Source organism: Sphingobacterium sp. HSC-15S19 (assembly GCF_050433745.1).
Lineage (GTDB): Bacteria > Bacteroidota > Bacteroidia > Sphingobacteriales > Sphingobacteriaceae > Sphingobacterium > Sphingobacterium siyangense.
In genome coordinates, this window is sequence record NZ_JBNPWQ010000054.1 from 1 (window position 1) to 17,379 (window position 17,379).

Genomic DNA, 17,379 nt, shown 5'->3' on the forward strand with positions numbered 1-17,379 from the left:
TTATCATGGCGGTGTGTTATAATTTTGCAATTTAAATATAGCAACTTTGCTATATCCAAACACCGCCACTTTTTAAACGTTTAGGACGCAAGTGACAAAATGTTGAACATTATTAATAGAATTATTTTTGGATTAACTCACTACCACAGTGAGAAATCTGATTGTTGTTGTCACTGTTGAGGACTATATTCAAACCCGATAAGACACTTTACTTTTTCTGGGTTTGGCAAATATCAATCCAACTCAAATTGATAAACAATTTTTTAATTCTTACAAATATTAATAATGAAACAAAATATTCAAGAGAGTGCCCTTGAGACAGGTTTGTCCAATCACTCTAAAACTAAAATAAAAAAATCCCCAGCCATTGTTATTGCATTAGCATTTATCGTCTTAGTATTTGATGGCTATGATTTAGTAGTATACGGAACAATAGTAAAATCTATTCTAGCTTATGAAGCATGGGGGTTAACTACCGCTGAAACAGGCTCTATAAATAGTCTGGCTCTTGTGGGAATGGCAATAGGGTCACTTACTGTTGGCTACCTTACAGATTTAATTGGACGTAGAAAAGTTTTAATTGGAGCAGTCACATTTTTTTCTCTCTTTATGATTGCGACGGCGTTGGCTCCTACACCGTTTCTGTTCGGGCTTTTTCGCTTTATTTCTGGTTTAGGTCTCGGTGGTGTAATCCCTACAGCAGTAGCTACAACAGTAGAGTTTTCAAGAGCAGGGCGTAAAAATTTCAATAACGCTTTAATGTTTTCCGGTTATTCTATGGGAGGTATTTTCGCCGCATTGTTGGCTATCGGTTTAGTAGAAACAATTGGTTTCCGTGGAATGTTAGGGATCGGTGCATTGCCATTAATTACCGTTGTACCACTATTACTCTATTATCTCCCTGAAAGTCCGGTATATTTAAGATCAAAAGGTCGCATTAGAGAAGCAGATACAATTATAGCAGAATATGGCTTAACACCCATAGAACCAACTTCGCCAATTAAAAAAGAAGTTCGGCAAGTCGAAAAAAAACGCAATCCTTTATTGGCAATCTTTACAGGTCGCTGGGCATTGATTACAATTGTGTTTTTGCTCGCAGCTATTTCTGGTCAGATTTTAATCTATGGACTTAATACGTGGTTGCCTACGTTATTAACTATTGCAGGTTATTCGGCTACTTCAGCATTAACGTTCTTGTTGGTCACGAATGCTGGAGCAGTAGCAGGTTCGCTAATTGCTTCCCCATTGGCAGACAAGTTCGGAGCAAAAAGAGTTGTTTCAGCGGCATTTGCGATGGCAGGCATTGCATTATTCCTAATGGCTCTTGGCTTTAGTACAGGCGACGGTAATGGATGGTCTATGAGCCTTACTTACTTGCTTGTAGCCGTAGTTGGTTTCGGCTCCATAGGTGCACAAATTTTGTTGAATGGCTTTATCGCTACCTATTATCCCGATGCCACTCGTGGTACAGCTTTAGGTACTATCCTTGCAGTAGGTCGTATAGGTGCAGCAGTTGCAATCATTCTTGGCGGTATTCTTATCGCATCAGAACTGTCCAACTTTGCTAATTTCGCAGTATGGGCAATTCCTGCAATTCTTGGTACTATTATCGTATTGAGCGTTCCAAATAGTCAAAAGTAACCTTATAAAATTAGAGGAACAGACACCCGTTGTAATAATTACAATGGGGGTTTTGCATTGCATCAACAATACAATTTTACAATTCAGTAAATATCATAAATCTAAAAAGGAATTGCATAATATTTAGGATAACAAATGTACTGAAATTTGCAGTATAAGATAACAATTTAAAATTACATAGAAAATGAAAAAGTTAGTTTTAGGCTTGTCAGTAATCATATTTACTGCTTGTAACAATAATAAGAAAACAGAACAAAGTGTACAAGAAAACAATCAGCCTGTATTAGAACAAACAACTGTCCCGACGGAACAAGCAAACGAAGTTGAGTTGACCATCAGTGGCGGTGATGATATGAAATTTGATAAAACCGAACTTAAAGTAAAAGAAGGACAAACTGTAAAGTTGATTCTTAAGCATACCGGAAAAGCACCAATTGAAGCAATGGGACATAATGTTGTTATTCTTGCACAAGGTACAGACTTCAATGCTTTCGCTAATGCAGCAATCAATGCTAAAGATAATGACTATATTCCAAAAGAAATGGAAAAAGCCGTTATTACCAAAACAGATATGATTGGTGGCGGACAAACTACCGAAATTACTTTTAATGCTCCTGCAAAAGGTTCTTATGATTTTTTATGTTCTTTCCCAGGCCACTACATCTATATGAAGGGTAAGTTCATTGTAGAATAAAATCATAATTTTAAAATCAGTAAAAGTCACAAATCTTACAAGGAATACCATAATAATAAGTATCAAATTAAGACGGAAATTTGTTAAACATTAAAAATAAGATAAAATGAAAAATTTGGAATTAAGCATACCAGACATGCAAAGTGCTCACTGCCAATCAAGAGTAAATGGAGCAATCAAAGATATTAATGGCGTTACTATTGAAAAATTAGAAGCAGGGAAACTTGCTGTTTCAATAGAGAATGATAGTGTGAAACAAGAGTTGGTCCAGGCTATTGAGAAAGCTGGCTACAAAGTAGATGGCGGAGATAGCGAAAAAACGTCAAGCTGCTCTTGCTGCGTGTAAGTTCAATATTGCTCGGGGATTTGCTGAATATATCCCTGGGCTTTTCTCCATTTACTCTTAGGGTACCAAAACAGTGTTTCCCAATCTCTAACATAAAAAGTTATGTTACATCAATTAAAATTAGGTGACTGTTCGGATGTAATAACGAAAGTACACCGGGTAGCAGATCAGATTATTCAGACCCAATTGGATACAGGTTCATCTGCTCCGTTTGCGATTCAGATAACAAGCGAACTCAATACGGATTATCAAGAACTGAACAATCTGTTTCTTTTAAAATGTGATGTCAGCCTTGAAATTATATTTACAAAGCGAATAATTGAAAAGGTAAAAGAATTGCTGGTATATACCGAGCAAACTATCACGCAAATTGCAAAATCGTTAGGTTATAAAAAAGCTTCGGAGCTTACCGAGCAATTAAAGACCTATACAGGATTAACGTCTGCCCATTTCAAACAGATAAGAAAAAACAAGCTGGCAATTATCAGAAGACAGCAAGAAAAGTAAAACGAAATTTAATTATCAAATATCATGTTTTGATGAACCTCTCTTTGTGAACAACAAGTAGAGGTTTCCTTTTAAAGATAACAAAGCAGATAGAAATTATTTAAAATGAAGAAATTTACATGGCGAACCCATAAAACTGTGAAGGAAACACAGGATACTCTGACCATATACTTTGAAACCGATCAACAACAATTTTCCTACTTGCCTGGTCAGTATCTAAACATCAGATGCAACATAGATGGAGAGATGGTAATTCGCTCGTATTCATTTAGTTCCAAACCCTCAGATCCTAATCCAGCTATTACTGTAAAAAGAGTAACTGGAGGAAAAATGAGTAACTATATTTTTGAAAATGCAGACCAAATAGAAATATGGGAAATTGAAGCACCGTTTGGGAATTTTGTTTTGGAAGATACAATAGCTGGACAATCCAAAATAGTTCTTTTGGCCGGTGGTAGCGGTATCGCACCTTTATTCTCTATGCTCAATAGTATTGATAGTAGTCGTCAAATTCCCTTACTGATATACAGTAATAAAACGCCAAGTGAAACTATTTTTTATAATGAACTGGAAACTTTAGAGATAAATGAAAGTCTCGAAATATGCTATTCCTTTACTTCCCCCGAATTTATCTCTACTAAAATCAATCATATTGCAGGACGATTCTCTCTATTGGTACTTCGTTCCATAATCAAACGACTTGTTCCTGAAATAAACGATGCCCATTACTACATTTGTGGACCTACCGGCTTAATGGATTTATATAAAAATGCCTTAACAGGATTGAATATTCCAGAAGAAAATATTCATTTGGAATATTTCGACCCAGTTCCAGTTGATGTGGGAGATTTGGAAACTGACGGTGTTGTAAAAGATGTGATTGTAAATTACTATGAGGACTACTACGAGAATGATGAAAAGCAGACCTATGAATGCACATCACTCATTGAGGTGCAGCCGAAGCAATCTCTTTTGGATGCAATGAAAGAGCATCATATCAAAGTAGCGAGTTCCTGCAAAAACGGAACCTGTGGGGCTTGTTGGGCAGTAAAAACAGATGGCGAAGTACGGATGCTCCATAATGGGGCTCTGACAGAACAGGATATTGCCGAGGGAATAATTTTATTGTGCCAAAGCTATCCGACAAATGCGGATGTATGTGTAACTGTATCGTGAATAAGAAAAACGATATTGATTAAATAATATGCTGTTAAGCCTTTAATTTGATATTAAAATACTGACGACATATCGAAATAGCTAGAGATGTGCAACTTACTCTTTTGTAACTACTTTAATTCCGTTCATAAGCAATTCTAATGTTCGCTCAATGGCAGATTGACCAGACATCTGAACATATGCAACTGCGCCACCTACCATTGATATTAATATCAGTAAATCTTTTTCACAACAAAAGTCATCTCGTAATAAGTTGCTATTTTTTGCGAGTTGAATTGGTTTTTCGAAAATCTCAAACAATCTGGAAGAAGTCAAGGTTTGTTCCTGTCCGTTGATATAAGGTAAAAAGTTATGATATTCCACCCGTTGTATCAATACCTTTTTTAACAACAGATAGAATCCATTTTTGTTTTCTTGCAATGCTTTAGCGTATAAATCAAGTTGATCTAGATTGTAATGAAATACTGCCGACACAAGAGCTTCCCGATCCGGAAAATGACGATAAAAAGTCATTCTGGAAACATCAGATTCTTTGGCAATTTCAGTCAATGGAATATCTATTCCTTTCTCCATGAATAGATTCAAAGCAGTTTTTACAATTTTTACTTTATTTTGAACAGAATCGGATCTAGCTTTCAAATTCATATAATGATTTTAATTGGTGCAAAATTAATAATTTTTTAAATGTTACACTATGTAACATTTATTTGTTATTTGTTTATCTTTGATAAGAAACAATAACTTCAATATCCTATGAATGCAATTAATCCTGATAAAGTATTTTCACCCGCAAAATTAGGACCCATTACTCTTCCGAATCGGGTTATAAAAGCGGCAACCAGTGAAGGCAGAAGCCCTGACGGAAAAGTTACACAATCATTAATAGACTTTCATGAGGGCTTTATAAAAGGAGGGGTTGGTATGACAAATATTGCCTACTGCGCTATTTCCGCAGAAGGTTTTGCAGCACCGGGAGAAATTTTGATGGTTCGTGAAAATATTTCAGGCCTCAAACAATTTACACAGGCGATGCATAAGGCTGGCGGAAAAGCCTCCGCACAGTTAGGGCATGCCGGTCCCGTAGCCACCAAACAAATCACAGGTGTACAACCAATTGCTCCGTCAAGGTTTAGAAGTCCTTCTAGTTTTCAGGTTTGTCGTGAAATCGGCCGAGAGGAAATGAAAACCATTATCAGGCAATTTGCGGATGCCGCAGAAGTTGCTGCCGATGCCAATTTTGATGCGATCGAACTTCATTTTGGGCATTTGTATCTGGTATCTTCTTTTTTCAGTCCTTGGATCAACAAAAGAAAAGATGAATATGGCGGTTCTATTGAAAATCGTACACGTTTTGCAAAAGAAATCCTTCTTGCCGTAAAAGAAAGGGTGAAAGACCGTTTGGCAATTATTGTTAAAATGTCTATGGATGATGGTATTAAAAACTCAATCTGGTTAGATGAGTCCACACAAACAGCAAGAATTCTGGACGAAACAGGCGCTGTTGATGCGTTTGAGTTAACGATGGGATCTTCGGTAAAAAATCAAATGTATCTGTTCAGAGGTGAAACTGATTTAGAGGGCATGTCAAAAACACAGAAAGGAATTTTCAGATTGGGGGTAAAATGGTTTGGAAAATTAGTGTTAGGTGAATACCCGTACGAACATCTTTATATGCTTAAATCGGCTCGGCAATTCCAGACAGTAGTGAAAAAAGCTCAACTGATTTTGTTGGGAGGAATTAATGATTATGTGCATTTGCAAACGGCTATGCAGGAAGGTTTTGACTTTGTTGCGATGGGAAGGGCATTACTTCGCGAGCCCGATATCATCAATAAATTAAAAGATAATCCGTTGGGAAGAGGAAGATGTATTCAATGCAATAAATGTATGTCTACTGTTTTTCAGACAACCAACTGTGTTTTTATACCCGAATACGCTACTTCGTCTAAACTACCTGTATAAATTATAATTAAAAAAGACTGAATATGAGCAAGAAAGAAATAATCCCGGGGCCAACAGCCACAGATATTACCGTAGATTTGGTAGTTGTAGGTTCGGGAACCGGTATGGCAGCTGCACTAGCAGCCCATGAATTAGGATTAAAAGTATTAGTTATCGAAAAAACAGCTTTGGTTGGTGGCTCTACTGCACGCTCCGGTGGTGCATTTTGGATACCGGCAAATCCTGTTTTGAAACAAGATGGTTCCGATGATACATTGAAAGATGGAGAAACATATTTAACGAATTTAGTTGGAGATAATGCTCCTAAATCCCGTTGGGAAAACTTCTTGCAAAATGGTTCAGCAGCAGTAGAAATGTTGGAGAGAACCACGCCTATGAAATTCTTTTGGGCAAAAGGATATTCAGATTATTTTCCAGAAGTTGTAGGTGGTAAAGTCTTAGGAAGAACCTGCGAATGTCGTCCTTTCAATATGAACTTATTAGGAAAAGACACAGCAAGGTTTCGCCCCGGTCAACTTGAGGCACCTGTACCAGTTCCAGTGACAGGTTACGATTACAAATGGCTCAACTTAATGACAAAAACACCATTTAAGTCTATACCGATTATGCTGAAAAGAGGAATTCAGGGAATTGGCGGATTGTTGATTGGAAAACGATTAGTTGGTGGTGGTCAGGCACTGGCTTCAGGGATGTTTGCTGGTTTGCTTCGGTCAGGTGTACCGGTTTGGACCAATACTTCAATTACAGAATTATTGTTTGATGGTGATAAAGTAACTGGAATAAAAGCGGTTCAAAACGGAAAATTGGTTCAGATAAATGCGAAGAAAGGTGTGGTTTTGGCAGGAGGCGGATTTGATCATAATATGCTAATGCGCCACCAATACCAATCTCCCTCTTTAAAAAATGTAAGTTTAGGTAGCGAAGGCAATACAGGTGATACCATTCTGTTAGGAGAAAAGATTGGAGCAGAAATTACCAATATGACTTCAACATGGTGGTTTCCTGCTATAGCTCCATTAACAGAAGAAGGCGAACCACAAGTATTATTGGCAGAGCGTTCGCTTCCGGGATCATTTTTGGTAAACTATACGGGAAAAAGGTTTATAAACGAAGCGGTGGATTATATGAGTTTTGGACAAATCGTTTTAGAACAGGAAAAGTATGGAACGCCTATAAAAGATATGTGGTTGATTTTTGATCAGAACTACAGAAATAGTTATCTGCTTGCCGGCACACTTTTTCCGGGAATGAAAATTCCACAAGAGTGGTTTGATGCAAAAATTGCTTTTACGGCTGAAAATGCATCTGAACTGGCTCAAAAAGTGGGATTACCTGTCGAAGCGTTTACGGAAACATTTGGCAGGTTCAACACCATTGCAGCTACAGGAAAAGATACCGATTTTGGAAAAGGCAACAGCGCTTACGACCGTTATTATGGAGATCCAACACAAATGCCTAATAATTGTCTTCGACCGCTTTCTGGAAAATTATATGCGGTAAAAATCGTTTTATCAGACTTGGGAACATGCGGTGGAATGATGACAAACGAACATGGACAAGTATTGAAAACCAATCAGGCCGCTTTCCAGGGCTTGTACGCTTTGGGAAATAATGCCTCAAATATTTTTGGAAATAAATATCCCGGAGCTGGCGGAACCATCGGGCAGGGATTGGTATTTGGTTATATTATAGCACATCACGCAGCAAAAAAATAATAAGATATATGAGACTAAATAATAAGGTAGCAATAATAACTGGGGCAGCTTCCGGAATGGGGGAAGCTATGGCTTATTCTTTTGCCAAAGAAGGAGCAAAAGTAGTAGCGACCGATATTCAAAAAGATAAATTAGAAACTATTGTACAAAAAATCAAATCAGATGGTGGTGATGCCATTGCTCTAGTACATAACGTATCAAAACGGGAAGACTGGTTTGAAAAAGTACTTCCAGAAACAATCAGCGTTTTTGGAAAACTGGATATTTTAATCAATAATGCTGGGATTTCAGTGGCAGTTCCTTTTGAAGATCAAACCGAAGACACCTGGAAAAAGGCATATGACATCAACATAAGCAGCGTGATGCTGGGGATGCAGGCTGTATTACCACACCTGAAAGAAAGAGGTGGGAGTGTCGTGAATATTTCTTCGATTGCCGCTTTAACCGGAATGTCAGGTCCCGGAGTTTATACGGCTTCCAAAGGTGGGGTTTCAGCAATTACCAGAGCAGCCGCCGTGGATTTCGGACCTTTTGGAATTAGAGTAAATGCCATTAATCCGGGCTATATCTTAACACCTATGAGCGAGGCATTTTTGAATAGTCCAGACTATCAAGCCTATTTTTTAGGAATTATTCCGATGAAAAAATTGGGAATGGCTGAAGATATTTCGAATGCTGCATTATTCTTGGCATCAGAGGAAGCAAAATACATTACAGGGGTAAATTTACCAGTAGATGGAGGAACAACAATCAAATAATGTAGCCCTATATTAATATTCAAAAGCCAGGTTACAACAATTTAACCTGGCTTTTTTATCTTCTCATTTATCAAAAAGTTATGTTAATAGTATTGTTTATGAAACAAGAACATAATTTTTTCTAATAACTTTCTATTAGGTCCTTAAATCAAATGGAAATACAATTTCTACTCATTTTTAAGCGATAATTTCCTAAGCATCGCAGCACTCATTCCATCTGTATAAGCACCGTAAGCAGTGACCAAAATTCCCTTTAAGCCATCTTTTGAGGCTATTCCATAAACAGTAGATTCATCACTGGGGTTGCTATCTCCCTCATATCGGTAGACTTGCTCAATTTCAAAGTCATCAATAGTATATTTATTGTTGCCACAAATTAAGCAGTTGTCTTCAAGATTAAAATCTACATCGTAACCTTCCTTGCGAAGATTTTCAATCGCTACCAACACTGTGGCATATTTGTACATTACATTTGTCATATCATAATATTATTAAGTTACTATTATTCTATCGCTGTACTTTTAGAAATCCTCCTGCAACAAATCTTTTAATTTTTGGTGTTGTACGGACAAGTCAGCATACATTATTTTTAATCGGCTATTTTCGTCGTTTAAATTTACCAATTCTAAAAGGATATCGGATCTTAAATCCTTATATTTTGATTTCAATTCAAAAATATTTGTACCATATATACCATATTTCTCAAAAAGTTCCAGACCGGTTTTACCTGCGTTATAATCTTTCAATATATCTAAAACTGGATGTTCGTTTATTTCTTTACTATTCATTTTAATGGATATTGTCTATTACAAAATTCGTTATGATTAATGGTACTGGATATATACTTTTCCTTGATTAGTTTATGATATTTAATGTTGTTGAATATACTTTCTTAAAATATCACAAAAGAAAACCGAAATATCATAAAGTCTTATTTTTAGTAAATGCTGAATTTTGTTTTTTAAATATAATATAGAGCTTATGACACTGTTAATAAAAGGAATGGTGTGCAATAGATGTATGTATGTTCTTGAAAAAGAGTTAACTATTTTGGGTTTTGAAGTAGTGGATGTAAAACTAGGAGAAGCGATAATAAAAGATACAGTAGCTTTTTCGCAAAAACTGGGAGCAATCGAAGCGATGCTGAAAAGTAATGGCTTTGAATTAATGTATAATAAAAACCAAAAAGCAATAAACAATATTAAAGAGTTGGTTGATAATGGTATTAATATGCAATTGGAAAGTGGAATACCTACAAAATTTACAGCTCTTATAAGTAATAAGTTAAACAAGAATTACGATACACTGAGTGCATTGTTTTCTTCAGAAGAAGGAATAACACTTGAAAAGTACATTATTCACTGTAAGATTGAAAAAGTAAAAGAACTTTTGATGAATACAGAAATGTCTTTGACCGAGATTGCTAATGTATTAGGTTATAGTAGTCAGGCATACCTTTCCAATCAATTGAAAAAGCATACAGGCTTTACATCAAGCTATTTTAAACAGCTAAAGGATAGGGATAATCAAACTTTGATTCTTTAAATCAAAAGACTGAATTATTCACGTCCTGTTATTTAAGTTAAATGTAACTGTGAAGAGCTACTGATCATTCAGTAGCTCTTCGTTTTATGTCAATTATTACACCTTATGAAAAGTAAATTTCACAACTTTTAGCGGTCATTTCGTATAGCTGTTTGTATGTTGTAAACCGACCTTTGTCCCTGAAATCTAAAGTTAAAATAAACGTAACAAAATAAATGTAAAGATGAAAACAGGTAAAATAGGTTTACTATTCCTTTTCCTAATAGGGATAGGTTTGATACAGAGTTGTAAACAAAAAGAAGAAAAACAATTAAAAGATGAGCCTCCGGTTGTAACAGTAGGTACGATCCAAAGTTCAGAAACAGAAGAATCTGTTGTTTATTCAGGTTCCATCGTTCCAGATAATATGACCACCGTGAGCTTCGCTGTTCCCGGAACAATCAATAATGTGAGTGTCAATGAAGGTCAAAAAGTTAGTAAAGGACAGTTTTTAGCAAGTATAGATGCTACAGAATATGAAGCGGCCTTGCAAATAGCCAATGCTACATTAGAACAGAGCGAGGATGCATTCAGAAGGTTTGATGAATTGTATAAAAAAGGAAGTTTTCCTGAAAAAGATTACATCGATATCAAAACTAAAGTTGCACAGGCACAGGCAAATAAAAAAATTAATAAAAAGCGTATTGCCGACAGCCGTTTAATGTCGCCTACTAATGGAATAATTACAGTTAAATCAGCTGAAATCGGAGGTATGGCAGCACCAGGAGTACCGGCTTTTACAATTGTTAAAACAGATCTTGTATACGCTCAATTCTCAGTACCTGAAAGCGAAATAGGAAACTTCAAACAAGGTATGCAGGTAGAAGTAAACATACCTACACTGCAACAAAATTTCACCGGTAAAATTACAATTATCAATCCTGTGGCTGATGAAATTTCCAAAGCATATACTTTAAAAGTACGTCTTGACAATTCAAAAGGTGTTTTAATGCCTGGGATGATTAGCGAAATATTTGCAGGTATTCCGGCTAAAGTTAAACAAGTGCGTGTACCACTTACAGCTATCATAAACAATGTTGATAAAATCCCTCACGTGTATGTGATAGACAAAAATAGCAATGCAAAACTGACAAGGGTTACTGTTGGTAAAATTGCAGGCGATGAGGTTATAATAACCAACGGACTTGATGAAAATCAAACTATTATCCTTGCCGGGCAAAATAATGTAAAGGACGGACAAAAAGTAAAAACCGAAACAGCTTCAGTAAATACAACTGCTTCAAAAACAGAATAATTTATGAAAAAAAAGATAAACCTCGTTGAGGCGGCAATGAAATATCCACAGGTACCGATAGCGATTACCGTTATCATGGTGCTTGCAGGTTTGATTTCATTATTGACAATGCCAAGGAGTGAAGACCCGCGTATAACAGTTAGACAAGGGCTTGTCGTTGCTTTTTATCCAGGAAGTGACGAAGAACAGATGGAGAAAGAAGTAACGGATAAACTGGAACAATATCTGTTCGGTTTTGAAGAAATAAAGAAGGAAAAAACACATTCAGAAAGTAAACCTGGACAGGTTGTAATCACAGTTGAATTACAGGACTATGTCAAGGATACTAAAAAATTCTGGAATACTTTACAGCACGGTTTAGATGCCAATATGCCTTTGATACTTCCGCGAGGCGTACAAGGGCCGTATGTGAACAGTGATTTTGGTGACGTGGTGGTTCAGATGATTGCTGTGTCTGCACCAGGACGTACATATGCCGAATTGGAAAATTATCTGGATGAATTGGAAGACGGTATTAAAACGATTCCTCAAGTTTCAAAAATAAAACGTTACGGAGGTCAGAAGCAACAGATATATGTCACACTTCGTGAAGATGTATTAAAACAATATGGTTTTGGCATCAATGAAATTGCTTCCACATTGAGCCAGCAGAATGTTACGATCCCAAGTGGAGATATTGAAATTGACAAAAATCGCTTATTGATTTTTACAGATGCTCAGTACCAAAATGAAAATGAAATCGGTAATCTGATTGTATATAGTTCTCCTCAAGGTGGTAATATCCGTTTGCAAGATATTGCCAAAATAGAACGAAGATATGAAGACCTAAAAAGTAAAATTACTGTAGCTGGTAATGATGTAATGATGCTTACTGTAGAAATGCAACCTGGTCAGAATATTGTTGACTTAGGTAAAGCATTGACCCAAAAAGTAACAGAAGTAAAAGAAGTTTTACCTGCAGATGTACAGGTCAATACCATTGTAGATCAGCCTGCTGTAGTAGATATGAACTTAGGGCATTTCTTTATTGAGTTTGCAATTGCCATTGGAGCCGTTATTCTGGTGGTAATGATTTTGCTTCCGTTTAGAGTAGCTACGATTTCTGCTATTGCGGCACCTGTAACCATTTTGGCGACATTTGCCATTCTGAATATGATAGGTGTAGAAATGCACCAGGTTAGTTTAGCTGCATTGATTATTGTACTTGGAATGGTCGTCGATGATGCCATAATTGTCGTAGACAATTATATAGAAAAAGTAGATGAAAAAGTACCGTCATGGACTGCTGCCTGGCAAAGTGCAACACAGCTTATGGTTCCGATATTCACTGCGACACTTACTATTGTTCTATCATTCTTACCATTAGCATTTACACTAACAGGAATGACACGAGAGTTCGTACAATGGATACCAATTACGGTTAGCATAGCCTTGGCAGTTTCATTCTTAGTCGCGTTGTTTCTTACACCATATATGTGTTATCATTTCCTTAAAAAAGGATTGAAAAACCATGATACACAAAAACCTAAAAAACGTAATTTCTTAGATAGAATGCAGGATGGTTTCGACAGAGCTATAGAGTTCTGTATGAAATATCAGAAAACGACTTTGTTTGCAGGTCTGGCGATTTTCTTCCTTTCATTTGTAGTAGGAAGCCAAGTGAAAACCGAGTTTTTCCCAATTGTGGAAAGAAATCAGTTTAATCTTGAATTGTGGATGGACAACGGTACAAATATTCACGAAACAGAAGCGGCAGTTAAAAAGATTGAAAAGGAAATCGCAGGAGACAAGCGTATTGTTACCACAGCAAGTTTTATTGGTACAAGTTCACCACGATTTTATTCAACATATTCACCGGAAAACCCGCGAGAAAATTTTGCGCAAATATTTATCAATACAGAAAGTAATGATGCCACAAATGAAATGATAGATGAATATGTTCAAAAATTCAATAATTTCCTGCCAAATGGATATGTCCGCGTTAGACAGTTAAGTAAAAAACAACAGCCTGCTCCGATTGAGATCCGTGTGATTGGTAAAGATATTACGCAACAGAAAAAAGTAGCCAAAGAAGTAGCTACAATACTAGAAAACACAAAAGGAGCAAACTGGGTACGTACAGATTATCAGGATGATTATGTAGGCCTTAAGGCTGTAGTAAAAGAAGATGTCGCTTTACGATTAGGTGTTACCAAAGCACAGATTGCGCAGGCATTAGGTGCGAAAATAAAAGGTTTTCCTATATCACAAATGTGGGAAGGTAACAAATCCATAGATATACTATTGCGTACGGACGAAGCTGACAGGCAAGATCTGGATGCTTTGGGAAATATGTACATCACTTCATCATTTGGAGCTAAAGTACCTTTAAAACAAGTGGTGGATTTACAACCTTCATGGCATACGGGGGCTATTGTACACCGTAACGGATTGCGAACATTAACTGTTTCTTCTGAAGCACAATTGGGTAGAAAACCTGCTGAAGTGTTTGCCGAGGCACAACCGAAAATCGATAGCTTACAATTACCAAAAGGAGTTAAAATTGCCTATGGAGGAGAGTATGAAGATGGTCTGGAAAGCGGTCCTAAAATGGGGAAAGCTTTCATGATAAGTTTCGTGTTGATATTCCTAGTTCTGTTATTCCAATTCAAACGAGTGGGCAAAGTGTTCATTGTATTGGCATCATTCCCATTGAGTTTACTTGGAGCGATGTTAGGACTGTTTCTTACAGGTTATGAATTTGGTTTTATGGCAATTATCGGTATTACAGCCTTATTGGGTATTGTAGTTCGAAACGGAATTATCCTTGTAGACTACGCTGATGAATTGGTGCGTGATCATGGACATACGATTGAAGAGGCAGCTCTATTAGCAGCTAAGCGAAGAATGCGCCCAATCTTCCTGACTTCTATGGCAGCAGCTATTGGATTGATCCCGCTAATGTCGAGTGGTTCTCCCGAATGGGGGCCGATCTCGAGTACAATATCAATAGGTATTTTAGTCTCTATGGTTACTACCTTATTTATAGTTCCGGTATTGTATAGCAGATTCGTAAAACCGTCAAAGAAATCCTTGAATAAAGGTATACACGATAAATATGATTTTCATCACGAAAGTTAATTGACAAAAAAATAAATCATGTTACAAAGAAAATATAAAACATTCGTAAAAGCTTTTGTATGTGCTCTTGCTGTTTTACAGGGAACAGATAACCTGTTTGCCCAACAGCAATTGAGCCTTGCAGAAAGTAAAGAGCTTGCATTGAAAAACAATCACAGGATTGGTAAAGCCAGAGAAGACGTAACTGCTTCCAGATCAGAGAAACAAATAGCAGACGTAACGGCAAAACCCAAAATAGATGCTTCTGCAACTGCATTTTACTTTGGTGAGCCTTTAAATACAATGCTTCCTGAGTACGGTTTCGCCCCAATGGTAAGTGTTACTCAGCCTATTTATACAGGAGGAAAGATTAAGTACGGTAAGCAAATGGCGGAAACCAATATAGAGATGAGTATCGCTCAGCAGAGATTGGTCGAAGACGATGTATTGTTAGCTACTGAAACCGCTTATTGGATTGTTGTACAGGCTAAAGAAGAAATAAAGATGGAGCAACAGGTCAAAAAGCAATTAGCTTCCCATTATACTTTTTTAAATAATCAATTCCAGGCAGGTATTATTTATAAAAATGATGTGCTTCGGGCAAAAGTACTTCAAAATGAAAATGAAGCTCGATTACAGGCGGCTGAGAACAAACTCATATTGGCTAAAAAAAGATTAATCCAGCTAACTGGAATAGAACAAACGGATATTGATGTAGTTGGTACGTTGAGTGACGATGAATTTAGAAACCATGAGATGTTACAAAGCACACAAGCAATTCGACCTGAAGTAGACTTAGCCACAAGTGCCATAAAAATGAGTGAACTTACAAAGAATATGCTCAGAGCCGATCTAAAACCGGTAGTTGGTTTATCACTTAACGGAATGGCTGCCTTTGGAAAAGAAGGTATTAATTTTGGAGATCCAACCAAAAACAGTATGCTTACTTATTTCGGAATGTTAAGCGTAAAAATTCCCGTATTCGATTGGGGAAGTAAACGAGAGAAAGTAAAGCAACAGGAAGCTAACATACGTTCGGCAGAATATGGATTGAAAGAACTTCAAAGCCAGATTAATGTGGAGATAGAACAAGCAACACTGAACCTTCAACTACAGGCAAACAATATAGATTTAATGCAGGCTTCACTAATTGAAGCGGATGAAAATCTAAAATTAAGTAATGATCGTTTTCAAGCAGGAACTATCACTGGAGAAGATGTATTGATAGCAGAAACACTTTGGCAGCGTGCGTACAGCAGTATGCTGGATGCAAAAGTAAAATACAAAATTGCTGAAGCTGTTTATCACAAAGCCATCGGACAAATAAAATAGTAATCATTAACAATTAATGTAGAGGCTCAATATGCCTCTACATTTTTAAAATTGAAATTATGATAAAACGATACAAGAACAGCATAATGATAACCTAAAAGGTGTATTGATGATACCGGATATTTCAGGCTTTACAGATTTTGTTGTCAAGTCGAATATGTTTCTTGGAAAATATATAACAGAAAATTTGCTGAAAACAATAATGGACAGCAATATTCTATGTTTTGAAATTTCTGAAATCGAAGGCGATGCCATTCTTTTTTATAAATACCAAAACTTACCAACTTTTGAAGAGACATTAATGCAGATAGAGCTTATCTACGGTAATTTTCAAAAGGAATTACAACGCTTATCTCAACAGTTAGCGATCGAAATACCTCTTTCTTTAAAGACAATAGTCCATTACGGCGAATTTACCCAATACAAAATCGGAAAATTTGAAAAGCTTTATGGTGCACCTGTAGTAGAAGCACATAAAATGCTTAAAAACCATATTGCAGAATATCCGCCCTATGCTTTGTTTTCAAATGCTTTTTTACAGGCCAATTTTGAGCAACCTGAAAAAACAACTTTGGAATACGATAATTGTGATGACTGTAAATATTTACCCGAAATAGGCTACATTCATTATTTGTAAGACAGTAACCAGTAAATATTGTAAATCTATCAAAGAATATTACAAGATGAAATAAAATCGACTTCTATACTTTTACATTTGATTTATTTGGTGATTTAAACCGTACAAGCAAGATGAAAAGTTTAGAAGAGAGATTGCAAAAAAGAAGCATAAAACCAACAGCGGTTAGATTATTAATTTTTCAGATAATGTCTGAATTTAAAAGAGCATTTAGCCTGACTGATCTGGAAACGGAATTAGAAACGGTAAATAAATCTACTATTTTTAGGACATTGACCCTTTTTCATGACAACTTACTCATTCATACGATTGATGACGGTTCCGGCTCCATGAAATATTCAATTTGTAGTGATACATGTATGTGTAATGTAGGTGACCTACATGTACATTTCAACTGTAACCGCTGTAAGAATACTTTTTGTCTTGAAAGTATTGCTATTCCTCCTATTCAGCTGCCAGATAGTTTCTTATTGCAAAGTATCAATTTTGTAATGAAGGGAATGTGTAACGAATGTTCGAGGTTTTTCAAAAAGTAAGTAACTCAGAATAAAACCTCATTTTAAAAAAACAGCCATATGTAAATATGGCTGTTTTTTATTTGCAACCAGGTTCCCGAATGCTACAGTTAATTTGGTGCTCATTAATTTTTTGTATAATGATGAGTTTTTCTAGA

The 17,379-nt window shown here is 36.4% G+C and carries 17 protein-coding genes; 14 read left to right on the plus strand and 3 right to left on the minus strand.

Translation table 11 applies throughout. From position 1 onward, the window contains the following. Window positions 1-285 precede the first annotated feature (285 nt). The 5 genes from L1283_RS26730 (at window position 286) to L1283_RS26750 (ending at window position 4,364) form a co-directional block, all read left to right on the plus strand. Window positions 286-1,641, plus strand: a complete 1,356-nt coding sequence (locus L1283_RS26730) for an MFS transporter (RefSeq protein WP_260031558.1) — start codon at window positions 286-288, stop codon at window positions 1,639-1,641. 184 nt (window positions 1,642-1,825) lie between these two features. After that, entirely contained in the window at window positions 1,826-2,335 is a 510-nt protein-coding gene (locus L1283_RS26735; protein WP_038330915.1) for a plastocyanin/azurin family copper-binding protein, read from the plus strand. A gap of 106 nt (window positions 2,336-2,441) precedes the next feature. Continuing rightward, on the plus strand, window positions 2,442-2,681 hold the full coding sequence (locus L1283_RS26740; protein WP_038330917.1) for a heavy-metal-associated domain-containing protein: 240 nt from the start codon (window positions 2,442-2,444) through the stop codon (window positions 2,679-2,681). A 102-nt stretch (window positions 2,682-2,783) separates the two neighbouring features. After that, on the plus strand, window positions 2,784-3,188 hold the full coding sequence (locus L1283_RS26745; protein ID WP_052217452.1) for a helix-turn-helix domain-containing protein: 405 nt from the start codon (window positions 2,784-2,786) through the stop codon (window positions 3,186-3,188). Window positions 3,189-3,293: 105 nt separating this feature from the next. Continuing rightward, entirely contained in the window at window positions 3,294-4,364 is a 1,071-nt protein-coding gene (locus L1283_RS26750) for an iron-sulfur cluster-binding domain-containing protein (RefSeq protein WP_038330919.1), read from the plus strand. 96 nt (window positions 4,365-4,460) lie between these two features. Here L1283_RS26750 and L1283_RS26755 read toward each other — a convergent pair whose 3' ends face one another. Further along, window positions 4,461-5,009: a TetR/AcrR family transcriptional regulator gene (locus L1283_RS26755; protein ID WP_052217454.1), complete on the minus strand. Its 549-nt coding sequence runs from the start codon at window positions 5,007-5,009 to the stop codon at window positions 4,461-4,463. 108 nt (window positions 5,010-5,117) lie between these two features. On the opposite strand from L1283_RS26755, the gene L1283_RS26760 reads away from it, so the two are divergent. The 3 genes from L1283_RS26760 to L1283_RS26770 are packed head-to-tail and all read left to right on the plus strand — an operon-like array spanning window position 5,118 to window position 8,799. Next, window positions 5,118-6,326 (plus strand): NADH:flavin oxidoreductase, encoded by a 1,209-nt coding sequence (locus L1283_RS26760; protein WP_260031560.1) that lies wholly within the window; start codon window positions 5,118-5,120, stop codon window positions 6,324-6,326. Window positions 6,327-6,349: 23 nt separating this feature from the next. Beyond that, window positions 6,350-8,041, plus strand: a complete 1,692-nt coding sequence (locus L1283_RS26765; protein ID WP_038330924.1) for a 3-ketosteroid-delta-1-dehydrogenase — start codon at window positions 6,350-6,352, stop codon at window positions 8,039-8,041. An 8-nt stretch (window positions 8,042-8,049) separates the two neighbouring features. Continuing rightward, window positions 8,050-8,799 carry an SDR family NAD(P)-dependent oxidoreductase gene (locus L1283_RS26770; protein ID WP_177766401.1) on the plus strand — a complete coding sequence of 250 codons (750 nt, stop codon included), beginning with the start codon at window positions 8,050-8,052 and terminating at the stop codon, window positions 8,797-8,799. A 167-nt stretch (window positions 8,800-8,966) separates the two neighbouring features. On the opposite strand, the gene L1283_RS26775 is transcribed toward L1283_RS26770, so the two are convergent. Beyond that, window positions 8,967-9,278 carry a hypothetical protein gene (locus L1283_RS26775; RefSeq protein WP_052217456.1) on the minus strand — a complete coding sequence of 104 codons (312 nt, stop codon included), beginning with the start codon at window positions 9,276-9,278 and terminating at the stop codon, window positions 8,967-8,969. 42 nt (window positions 9,279-9,320) lie between these two features. Beyond that, window positions 9,321-9,587 (minus strand): hypothetical protein, encoded by a 267-nt coding sequence (locus L1283_RS26780; protein WP_177766399.1) that lies wholly within the window; start codon window positions 9,585-9,587, stop codon window positions 9,321-9,323. Window positions 9,588-9,780: 193 nt separating this feature from the next. Here L1283_RS26780 and L1283_RS26785 point away from each other — a divergent pair, with 193 nt between their 5' ends. The 6 genes from L1283_RS26785 (at window position 9,781) to L1283_RS26810 (ending at window position 17,242) form a co-directional block, all read left to right on the plus strand. Next, window positions 9,781-10,344, plus strand: coding sequence for a helix-turn-helix domain-containing protein (locus tag L1283_RS26785; RefSeq protein WP_038330931.1), 564 nt, complete (start codon window positions 9,781-9,783; stop codon window positions 10,342-10,344). 223 nt (window positions 10,345-10,567) lie between these two features. Beyond that, complete coding sequence (locus tag L1283_RS26790; protein WP_177766395.1) at window positions 10,568-11,638, plus strand: efflux RND transporter periplasmic adaptor subunit; 1,071 nt, start codon at window positions 10,568-10,570, stop codon at window positions 11,636-11,638. Between the two features lie 3 nt (window positions 11,639-11,641). After that, on the plus strand, window positions 11,642-14,758 hold the full coding sequence (locus L1283_RS26795; protein ID WP_429626702.1) for an efflux RND transporter permease subunit: 3,117 nt from the start codon (window positions 11,642-11,644) through the stop codon (window positions 14,756-14,758). Between the two features lie 18 nt (window positions 14,759-14,776). Next, a complete protein-coding gene (locus L1283_RS26800; RefSeq protein ID WP_260133052.1) occupies window positions 14,777-16,069 on the plus strand; it encodes a TolC family protein in 1,293 nt (430 codons plus the stop codon). A 157-nt stretch (window positions 16,070-16,226) separates the two neighbouring features. Beyond that, window positions 16,227-16,706 (plus strand): DUF2652 domain-containing protein, encoded by a 480-nt coding sequence (locus tag L1283_RS26805; protein ID WP_260133051.1) that lies wholly within the window; start codon window positions 16,227-16,229, stop codon window positions 16,704-16,706. Window positions 16,707-16,819: 113 nt separating this feature from the next. After that, on the plus strand, window positions 16,820-17,242 hold the full coding sequence (locus tag L1283_RS26810) for a Fur family transcriptional regulator (protein ID WP_219242885.1): 423 nt from the start codon (window positions 16,820-16,822) through the stop codon (window positions 17,240-17,242). Window positions 17,243-17,379: the final 137 nt, after the last annotated feature.